We start from the raw sequence: 12,225 nt of genomic DNA on the forward strand, positions 1-12,225 counted from the left end.
CAGTAGAAAGATAAATATTTAAATATTTTAGGATAGTAAATATACTTTCCATGATAAATATACCATGATCAATGTATGGAGTGTGCTCCACTAAAGAATATTTAATAGTTAGTCATATGCTAGCTTGATCCATAACTAACCAGTAAGTGACTAGACCTTGAGTGCTAAATTTGAGTTACTCTACAGTAAGCTAAGTAGCATGATCTAATTAAAACTAATGCTAACCTATTAATATAGTAATATCTTTTGTATCTAGCCCACAAGAAGTTACTGACAACATTGCATTTATACTGGTTCACAGTACCAAAGGTTGAACCATGACTAAAACAACTACAACTAATGCTATGACAATGTTAAGAAAAGCCTTGATTTATGATAAACCTATTATGTCGACGAACAACATAGCGCCTTGGAGGTCCAAAAGCGCAGATCTGTTATTTTTTGCTGACCGTTGATCTGACATTAATCTAATGTAGTCTAGCGTCAAGCTAATCATTATTCCTGTATACTACAGTATATTACCATAGCAATAGCATTTAACATTAGCGGTATAAAAACCACCGTAAAACCGGTCTACGGTTAACTCAACCATGCTAAAATACATGGAATTAGTACGTATAATGTTGAAGGGTGGTGCGCATCAAACAGCACATCCATAATGTATATGGATCTTGGTTACAAGGTGACAATTTCTACTATCCAGCAAACAAAAGTAACTCTATCTAGTAGGACTACCAGCTGCACAGGAAAGTATTGCAATTTTAATTAAACTAGCAAAACTCAATACTGAATTTACTTAATATATTCTTAGCTATAAGCTTAGATAGAAAGTGGTATGCTTTCACCTAACCTATACAGTGGTAAAGCACGCTACACATCAGTATTTCTTTTAATCTTAAAATAAGGTTACGCTATTGCTAGCGGCTGCGCATAAGTACGTACTTGAACTATTCAATTTAGTTAATCACGGTCAGCGCAGCGCTAATAGTTAAGCATGTGTAAAAGAAACATGATAGATAGTATGAAATACTATCACAAGAGATTGCTAGTAATTACTTTGTGGGAATTACTATTAAACTTTGTCATGATATTCAGACTGCAGCAAACGTACGCGTCAATAAATTTACTGAACGGTATACATGTAGGCCGCTTGCATAACATTTTATTTGTCTACAAAGCCAACTTACTGTAGGCCAGTAAAATTCTATAACACGCTCTTTTAATACGGCATCTATCTGTATATTACATAATTGTTAACGTCAATACGCATCATGTACTAATACCATTAGGTACGCAACTTTGATGCAGAATAACGATTAACATATAGGTAATTTATTTCATAAAATACGTAGTTAGCTGCAGCAAAATCAGCAATAGACTATTGTGCAATGAATGCATTGATCAGCGCTACCATCGCTGACACTATATCATACGAAACCATTTCGATACGTATGGATGTTTCCTCATGTAACCAACAGTTTACTTTAAAACACTAACTAGTAAGACGACAAATCTATAGCAACAACAACTCTGCATACTACAAGCGCCAGACCTACGCACATGCACTTAAAACATACACAAAACATCGTTACAACTTTAGTCGTTACTTCCTCTAGACAAAGCAACTAAAGAATATACGTTACTACAATAACCAAGTCTAACTAGCGGTTTTATCACATAAAATAATTTGTTTCACGTGTTTAAATCAGGTGCCACTAGACTAAGCGTTAATCCGAATAACAATTAGCATACAAGGCGATTAGCACCTTGGAATGGTGTTAGCAATACAACCAACGTTAAATATTTGACTACTTATGCACAGTATTAGAATCTATCTATTCTCTATAGATCATGATGTAGGTATGCAGATTCTTTAGGTAAGCGTAGACTGAACAAAAAAGCTACTGCCATCATTGCCGTGACGTACCAGTAAAAAGTGTTTTCCATACCGATAGATTTTAGGCTTAACGCAACTACCTCTGCAGAGCCACCAAATACTGCATTCGCTATTGCATAAGCTAAACCAACACCTAAAGCCCGAACGTGTGGTGGGAACATTTCAGCTTTAACCAAGCCGCTGATCGAGGTATAGAAGCTAACAATTGCTAACGCTAGAGTGATTAGTAGGAAAGTCAAAAATGGGTCATGCATAGTTTTTAAGGTAAGCAGGATAGGAGCTGTAAGCAGAGTGCCAAGACTGGCAAACCAAAGCATCGAATTACGTCGGCCGATTTTGTCTGCTAGCATGCCAAAAACCGGCTGCATACACATGTAAAGAAAAAGTGCGCAAGTCATGATATAGCTTGACGTCTTAGCGTGCATACCAGCAGTGTTTACTAGATACTTTTGCATATAAGTAGTGAACGTATAAAAAATAAGCGATCCACCTGCGGTATATCCCAGGACGGTAATAAAAGCTGCTTTATGATTACGAAAAAGCGCAGCGATACTACCGGCATCTTTGTCTTTGCGTACTTCCTTGCTAATGGTTTCCTTCAATGTGCGACGCAGTAGTAACGAAATCACTGCTGCAATAGCACCAATTAAAAATGGAATCCGCCAGCCCCAGGTCCGTAATTCATCTTCACTTAGAACTTGTTGTAGGATTACTACTACTAGCACAGCTAGTAATTGACCGCCAATTAGGGTTACATATTGGAACGAGGCAAAAAATCCACGCTGGCCCTTGAGGGCCACTTCGCTCATGTACGTTGCAGTAGTACCGTATTCACCGCCTATCGATAAGCCCTGAAAAAGACGAGCTATTAATAGTAAGATTGGAGCCCAAACGCTAATATCGCTGTAAGTTGGTAAAACAGCAATAATTAAAGAGCCGGCACACATCATTAGCACCGAGATCATCATCGATGTCTTACGACCGCGCTTGTCAGCTACTCGCCCAAACAACCAACCACCAATAGGTCTCATTAAAAAACCAGCAGCAAATATACCAGCGGTGTTAACCAATTGTACAGTAGGGTTATCCGACGGAAAAAATGCCGGCGCAAAGTACATAGCACAGAAGGCGTAAACATAGAAATCGAACCATTCGACAAGATTACCAGAGGATGCTCCAATAATCGCAAAAATTCGTTTACTGCGTTCTTTTCCGGTGTAGTAACCAGTTGTTATCATATTTTTCACTCAGTTGGAACGATCACAGCTTAAACATACTTTGCAATAACCATATTCCGCAAGCAGACTTTTAGATAGAAGTTTGCTAATGTAACCCCTTATCGCAAGCAAGCCAGTTTCCTATATGAACTTAGTTATTTAATCTTTATTTCTTCAACAGAGAAAGCTGGCTTGCTTGCGATAAGGGGTTACATTAGCAAAGCAATAGTCAAAGAACGCTATATCCTTGTCTATGTATCCTGGGAAATCAAATTCCACTAATGCACACCCACCGCGTCCAGCTTGACGATCAAAGTACTACGGTACCCTACCGGCAAAGAATAACCACTATTCAGTGTATCACTGTAAAAAAGATCCCCAGGATCAAGTGTTTTACTAAACCTATAACACACAACAAAATATATCAAATCAGGCGCCTGATTATGCTATTGAGCCAGACGCATAATCAGGTTTGATAAACCTAAAACGAAAACACTATTCCGTATCTACTAGAATATGATTATCGCATATGAGGTTCTAGTCACTAATTTCCGATAAAAAATACAGCATAAACATTAACATCAAGAGCGAAGAACGCAGGCTACTGTGGGTTGATATCTGTAACTAGACTTGTCACTCATAGTGCAGTTTTTCTTAATTTAAATGCATTCAATTGCTATAGCCAGGCTTTAGTAAGATAGTCAGCACTTAATCTGATACATCACAGTAAGTACCAGTCGCACACCGCTTATGCCTAACTGGCAGCCAAGTGCAGACCAAAGCTTAGTTGAATCTAATCACAGTAAAATCAGTAATCGCTAACACTAGAAATTTTACTAATTTGCACATACCAGTACTGGGTCGACGACCATCGTGCGCAGTATAACACCACACCAGGACCTACTAAAAAAATTTGACACTACTTTAACAAAGTTAGCTAGTGCTTTTACGGCTTCAGAGTACACTGAAATCAACGTTACCGCCCAATCATTGACGTCCCTAGAATTATGTATCAGCAATAATGTTTTGTCTGGGCATAAGCATGTTCAAGTTTAGCTGAAAATTTCAGGATGAAATTTACTATATACGAGACACCATATTCTACCAAATTTTTACCGTTTTTTTGAATGACAAGTACCGACACAATTTCTTTAGCATAGCACCTAACAGGCCTACCGGGAACAACACCATTCATACAACGTTACGATTATCTTAATCAACAAAGATGCTAAATTAGCTATCACGCAACATATGTTATGTTGCAGTCCAATCAAATAATTAACCAGTCAATAGCATTATTGATAAATATATCGCTCATCAAGCTTTTCGCGGTGCATGGCTACCAAGGCAAATTTTTTTGTATTTCTATAAAGCGATACAAAACAACACGTTGCTTTATAAGGTTAGCCTCTGTACGTTAGATTACAGTTAATATCAATGCACACAGATACCATTTCCACCAGTACTTGAATAATGAATAAGCAGGTTATGATTTTTATCAGTGACTTAACCTTCTACAGATCTTAACTAATATCGCCATGCAATACTGCAAATAACAAATTATAGAGCCATAACAAAACACCGATAAACATGACTTATTCAATACTAACGCCTATCATGCAACATGATTAATAAGCTGTTATTTAGTAGGTAACAACCACTAGTGTCACACAGCAAGCGAGCACAGCAGCACAGTACTGATGCCACAGGTACTAAATAAGATACGGAGTTAGGGTTGGCCTTGATGATTTGTTTTACTCTAGTCACACTACCGATACTCACCTGGGTATCAATCAACAGCTCAATTGGTGACAAAAACTTGTACGCCATATCAATACCACTATTGTGCATTACTAAGATAACGCTCTAATTCCTATAGCAAAACACACAACGATACCATGACGAAGTCATCCCAGCAGAATACCATTAATCATCAGTAGTCTAAAACGTCAAATATTCGTACTACACTCACCAGCAATACTGTACGACCAAAACAATTAAACTATAGACTGGATTTAAGTGTATCAAGCATTATACAGATTAGTATAGAGCTCATCACTAACCTACCGTTATTATGGTCAATGCCACATAAATGACACTGAAGCAAAAAATTACATACTAGTAATATCGAGATCAACAACGGAAGATATTAACAAAACAACAAAATGACGACACACCATTGGACGGTTTGGTAGTGGCTAGACATTGATAAAAGATTATAAATCTAAGCGCATACCGAAAGATGACTAATTTATTATTGTTATTTTTTTGTACCAATAGCGAACAAACTATCTGATATAGTTATTTTTTTGATTGAGCGCCACTAATAACACTTTTGTGCATTCATTAATGCGCTAGAGAAAATACATTAAATTGATTAAGCTTAGATTTATATTGTTATCGAACACCGTCGACAAACAACTACAGACTTGAGTCACTGCTGGCGCTAAATGTATTTGACAGCAAACATTACTACAAATTACTACAGGTAATCCTCCATTAGCATTAGCGCTAACATTGAGTTATAGCCTGAGGTCTTGTATGTCATCAGGTGATGGAACACAAGCAACTATTTTTTTAGTTCCAAGATTCTGATTAACGATGTATTACCATACTGACGTATTTACTTACAGATACTCAAATAAGGCTTCTAGTATGATTAGGCTGCATTTAACCTTGGTTTATAAGTCTGCATAGTCAAGGTACTATGACAGTACGGTAACATCCAATGTTACAAATAAAATATGCCTCATAAAATTGTAACACACTAGTAAATACTAGTGCTTACTTATAGGTTCACTAAGATCTGGCTATGGGTATGATAGTCAAGTTGACTATACAATATAAGAACGTCACTGTTCCAGGGTAGCTCTGTGACATGGCTGTATGCGTTTGCTCGCTCATAAACGGCTAAATCCTATACAGCAAACGATATGAGCGATAAATAGGTGTAACTTAAGGGTAAAATCCTGGGCTACAATGACAAGGTGCGTCAATCGGTAGTAATATAATTACGTTTTATAAAAGTATATAAGCAACAAACTTACGGAGGTTAGAGGTATTTCAGCTCAATAACTCATTTGGGCTATGCATAGTTCGCGTTTATACTCATGAAACATTCATACCCAAGATAAGCTACAAGCCAGTGAATTAATAAAATCAAGATTATCAATAAACATTTAGATACACTGAATCAATGAAACTAAGATAGGCAGCGCTACTAATAAAAACAGGGAAATAACGCAATTTATCGTTAATCTTAAAAGTACCTGCTATTGCTTTAAGCAGCAAAGATGGCTAGTCGCTATTACAAGTCACACAAATCTGGGTATATAAAGCAACACACAATACCATTGGGATCATATAGTTATCGTAATTTATTTCGCTCGTGCAGCTAATCATGTAGCTAATCAAGCCTTAAGTCTATCTTGATACTTTCAAAAAGTTTGAGTATTTAGCCTGACATTTAGAAGAGCACACATTTATGGCAGCCTTTTTATAAAGGACAATGCCTTTATATAAAAACTTTTATATAACACTGACGCTTTTTAACTTCATGGTGATAGTGTTATTAAAATAGTCTGCTATATCATCACGCCTCTTACGACTGAGTCAGAAAATCTTCATGATCGATTTATTTAGCGGACTGGATGCCTGGATTTTAGTAGGTCTATTGCTTGCTTTGGCCTTTGTACTTGCCTTTGAGTTTATCAATGGTTTTCATGATACCGCTAACGCGGTGGCTACAGTTATATATACTAAAGCCATGCCGCCGCATCTAGCCGTATTTTTCTCTGGAGTTTTCAACTTCCTTGGCGTATTGCTTGGTGGTGTTGGCGTAGCCTACGCTATTGTACACTTGCTGCCGGTAGATTTGCTGATTAATGTGAACACTAGCCATGGGTTAGCAATGGTATTCTCTTTATTGGCAGCGGCGATCACCTGGAATCTAGGAACTTGGTACTTCGGCATACCTGCTTCTAGCTCCCATACATTGATTGGTTCGATCCTCGGTGTTGGTCTAACCAATGCTATGATTAACGATATACCCCTAGCTGACAGTATAAACTGGCAAAAAGCAATTGATATCGGTGCCTCACTAGTGCTATCTCCATTAGCTGGCTTTCTGGTCGCTACCATAGTGCTAGTTGGTCTGCAATGGTGGCGCCCACTATCAAAAATGCACAAGACTCCAGATCAGCGCCGCAAATTCGACGACAAGAAGCACCCGCAGTTCTGGAACCGTTTAGTCTTAGTTATTTCTGCCATAGCTGTAAGTTTTGTACACGGTTCTAACGATGGCCAGAAAGGCATTGGGTTAATTATGCTGGTGTTGATCGGTATTGTGCCTACGCAATTTGTGCTTAACCTAGGCAGCACTACTTATCAGATCGAACGTACTCGTGACGCTACTATACATTTAAGTCAGTTCTATCAGCGCAACAACGCTACTTTGGAAGATTTTTTAGCGCCCAGCAGCAGTATAAGAGACGATTTACCAGGTAAGCTTCAATGCAATCAACAACCAACCAAGATGACCATAAAAGCATTAATAGAAACTTTGCAAGGCGTCTCTGACTACCATACATTAAACTCTGATAATCGTATTGAGGTACGCCGCTACCTGCTATGTTTAGATGATACCGCCAAAAAAGTTAGTAAATTACCTATACTAGATACGAGCGAAAAATCAGACCTAGATAAGTTACGCAAAGACTTAACCGCAACTACAGAATATGCGCCTTTCTGGATAATTTTGACAGTAGCACTAGCCATAGGTCTAGGCACTATGGTAGGCTGGAGACGTGTTGTCTTGACTATTGGTGAGAAGATTGGCAGGCAAGGCTTGACCTATGCTCAAGGCATGTCGGCACAGATTACCACGGCAAGCATGATTGGCCTTGCCAATATTTTTAGTTTACCAGTCTCAACTACGCACGTATTATCGTCAGGTGTTGCTGGGACTATGGTCGCAAATAAGAGTGGACTGCAAGGTAATACGGTGAGGACCATTCTCATGGCTTGGGTACTAACTTTGCCAATGACTGCTGGCTTGTCAGCTGGATTATTCTGGTTAGCTTCCAAGGCGTTAAGCAACTGACTGGCTATTGTCTAAAACAGAATGCGCAATCCTGATGGCAACTGAATTCGCCAGAATATCTTAATATTCTATACAAACCAGAATAACTTACAACTCTCAAGCTTACCGACGTTATTACAGATATAAACCATAAACCCCACAAAATACCACAAGACTAATAATCAACACATAGATAGCATGCCACGTACTAAAAAAGACATGACTGATTTTTTTAGCTTCTGTCTTAATGCAATAAAACTAATCTACTAATACAAACAAGCAGATTAAATAATTCACAGAGATCATTATTACCTATAATAAAACGCAAGGAAAGATCACAATAAAAACATCTCAATAAATGCAGGTTAATTTAACGTTTTTTAGTTTATTATTCAACTGTTTATTTAGCTTACCTACAAGGTAGTACCTTATAAAATGTCTGACTAGCCTTATATGAAGGCTGATCAGGCATATCCCTGGTGCATTTTAGTACTCAGATCAATAAATTTATTTTTAATAACGCATAGTATAATTTGCATCGTGGTATCATGCCTATGATAGTAGGCTCTAGCTTTATGGTTAATATTAAAATTAATATCCTTACACAACTAGCCATGTCTTTGCTTGTTGTGCTTAAACATAACAATCGAATACGTACACCTGACTATTTAGGCGCTTGCTTCAATTGCATATTAATTAGCTAAATGTTATCCTCAATGTAAAAATGTACGGCACCGCATAGTGCCAACTTATTCCTGGTTTTGAGTATTACCAATCTATGTATACTATTAATTACCTTCAGTATGCTCGATATACTCAGTATAAGCGATTAGTTTTACGCACCAAAGAGCATCATTATTAATGATGACTAATCTTCACTCCCCACTCAAGCAACACTATAGGATTGACAGCCCCGGTAAAATATTTAACTCGCTAACCTTATTATTATAGGAAAATTAGTGAATAGTTGCTTTACTCTATAAAGTATAGTCAGCGAAACTATTGAGCATTATAACGCTCAAGTGTAATTGTCAGTAGCGTATTCAAGTGAACTATAAACAACATATGCGAATTAGGACACGTGACAGCTGCTCGCAAGCAAAATAGCAAAAGGAGATGCAGCACGGACACTAAGTATGTACGATTGATTTTTCCTCTAGCGTATAATCTAACCCAATACGATATGTTGTGTTTAGAATACCAGTTTTTGCTGTACAACCTCTAACACACCAGGTTCATTTATTACATGACCAACCAAACGCTAACGAATAGCATTGGTAGCATGTGTAATCTTAATCTGGCAAAAATACTCGACTGACACAGCTATATAGTTGCGCACTAGGGGATCCTGTAAATAATCACAAAATCTTAATATTACACCCTTTAGACCAATCATGATCAACGATCACACTAGTAGGCAACTGTCGCATAATGCAACTGCATTATTAAGTATCTCTATGCTAAGTTTACATTTAAAATAAATAATACGCATAAGTTGAGTAGTTTAAGTGTTGCTCTTGACATAAATACAACTAAAAAATTTAATACTATATCGTGATAACCATAGCGATAGACCAGATAAGAGAAGATTGTGCAGATTTCCTCTGCGCTACATGTGCACCACTTAATGCAGCGCATGAACACCGCGAGATGTAAATTCCATGTTGTGGCAAGAAAATAACATGGTACGTACCAACTGTCATCCACCTTAACCATTGCGCTAAAGCGGCTAACATTAACAATAGACATAGTCGCAGGCTTACGCTATAAAATACTTACAGCTATTACGCGACAGTACGCAGAAAATATATAACTTTAATAATTTGATAAATGGTTCGCATGTAACCTCTCCCAGTCAAATTTACATACGCATTCTGTACCGTTTATTGCCTTTAATGTACTTTAATGTACTTTAATGTACTTTAATGTAATTAGCTAAAGCTTATTGACTTAATGCGCAAGCTAATGTTGAATATACTACCATCATCGATATTAAATTAACGATAATTATAGATTATGGGTAAAAGCAGTACTGATGATGCTGAACTAAAAGTCGCTCGGGTAATATTCCATGCAGAGTAACTCAATCATAATTGAGCACACATTGTAATTAAAGCAATGAAGCAGGTTAATAAGAAACAGCAGATATAATGCTCCAAATATTACTGCTTAGATCAAGTTTATGCAGATCCTTTTTATTGTTGTTAACGCTAAAATATACCTGATACATATTGCCACGCATATATAATCTAAGGCAGACTAATCATAGTTGACTGTAATTAGTCTTAAAATTAATGAAGCTTCATATTTACTATACATAAGTAGATGTTATCCATAACAATATAAGGCTGTATCCATTGCTAAAAACAATAATACAGGTAGACTGAAGAATTACAAAAAGATTTTATGCGTAAGTCTATCTAATCCATATACATTTAGAAAAACCAACATGAAAAAACTCGCGTACTAGCTATATTTATAGCTATAAACACAATTAGATTGTTAACTCACATTAACACTGGCGCCAAGCCTATTTTATAATAGGCAACCGAACCTGTAGCTGGTCAATCAGATACGCTTATACCCACCTAAGCAGCAAAGTTGTGCGTAGTTACCGAACCCCTATATAAAAGCTCGATCAACCAGACATAACTCTATCGCGTAGCGCGCCTGACCACATCATCTAGCAATCAAGGCTGTTAGTGCATAATCATAAGAGTTAACAACTATAAACTAGTTTAGAATATGGGCTTCATATTAAATAACATAATAACATGGTGTAATAATTTAACTGCCACTAATCACGTTTTTTTATAGAAAAATAAATAAGCAGTAGTAGTCTTAACTTAATAACCTAATCTAATAACTAGTATATTGAGCAATTAGTATACCCATAACACTATGTCGATAGTGCCAGCACTATATAATGTAGACTACCTATTATAGCCTATCATATGACAAATCATTGAGTTCAAATTTATCTATCAGATATACAGAAAAATCTGGCGCTTGCTATCTTGCAGCGCTTTGACATCATTAGTTATGACTTACTGGTTTCACTATTCAACGCAACTATGCTAATCACAAAAATCGTAGAAGTTATGCTTAACATATATACCGTAAATCTAAATGTGAGGGCATAGTCTACGTGCTGTTCAAGTTTGCTAGTGATCGCAAAATAAATCAGGCGCAGAATATCGGCTAAAAAGTAATTAGTTAGGTAACTGTTAAAGTTTGGTTGCATGGCATATTGTTATATTTTTATCGCACTTGCAAATATTTTAGCTGACTGTCGCTAGTGCATATGCACTTTAATTAAATCATCTTTTTAGCGTGGCAATAAGGTGTGCTAACGCACCAAAGACATCTGTAGCCTGCTAAATAAAAAGCATGCAACTACCTCTACTACCTATTCTAACATACAGTTAGGTAAATCAATACCTAGATTTTTTAGCAGTATAAACTTTATAGTTGGATTAAAATCTAGAGCCATATCCATAGTTTCATAGTAGCAAAGTTTGACAAGAATAATTGCAACCTTATGCAACATACCAAAAAACTACTGCTAGATTTAATAACTTTGATTGTAGCTTTTGTATACATACTAGCGGTATAGTGTTATAGTCATATCTAAGTTATACTGCATACCAATTAACAACATTAATTGGTATGCGCATCATGCGCATAACGCTAACTCCAACATTTTAGTCAACATTACGTTGAAGAAAGATCACTGAAGTGACCAGTTTATTGATAGTATCTAGTTATAGCGAACGCCTTGAATATTGACACCTTACATCCTTAATAATCACAAATATGCGGTACCAGCACAACTACTGGCAATAAATTGCCAGTAGTTGTGCTTATATCTATCAGCTGTTTAAATGATCTTATAAATCTAGTAAATATCTTTAACTAATATTACATACAGCCTTGCCTAATGTGACTATTGAGGCGATCTATCAAGCCTTGTCAGCATGCTAAAATGTAGATCAAAAATTACTCACTACGCAATGCAATGTTAGGCAATA

Annotated in this window: 2 protein-coding genes; one reads left to right on the forward strand and one right to left on the reverse strand. The window is 36.8% G+C overall.

Translation table 11 applies throughout. The features are described 5' to 3' along the window. Window positions 1-1,842 precede the first annotated feature (1,842 nt). Window positions 1,843-3,135, reverse strand: a complete 1,293-nt coding sequence (locus tag C3B55_RS03275; RefSeq protein WP_129211915.1) for an MFS family transporter — start codon at window positions 3,133-3,135, stop codon at window positions 1,843-1,845. Window positions 3,136-6,739: 3,604 nt separating this feature from the next. Between C3B55_RS03275 and C3B55_RS03280 the strand changes: the two genes are divergently transcribed. Next, window positions 6,740-8,215, forward strand: a complete 1,476-nt coding sequence (locus tag C3B55_RS03280; RefSeq protein ID WP_129211434.1) for an inorganic phosphate transporter — start codon at window positions 6,740-6,742, stop codon at window positions 8,213-8,215. The last annotated feature ends 4,010 nt before the right edge of the window (window positions 8,216-12,225 follow it).

The organism is Candidatus Pseudomonas adelgestsugas, assembly GCF_004124255.1.
GTDB classification, from domain to species: domain Bacteria; phylum Pseudomonadota; class Gammaproteobacteria; order Pseudomonadales; family Pseudomonadaceae; genus Aquipseudomonas; species Aquipseudomonas adelgestsugas.

Bases quoted from the DNA above. Each gene is read 5' to 3' on its own strand.
- C3B55_RS03275 (WP_129211915.1), bottom strand. From the start codon at position 3,135: ATGATAACAACTGGTTACTACACCGGAAAAGAACGCAGTAAACGAATT.
- C3B55_RS03280 (WP_129211434.1), top strand. From the start codon at position 6,740: ATGATCGATTTATTTAGCGGACTGGATGCCTGGATTTTAGTAGGTCTA.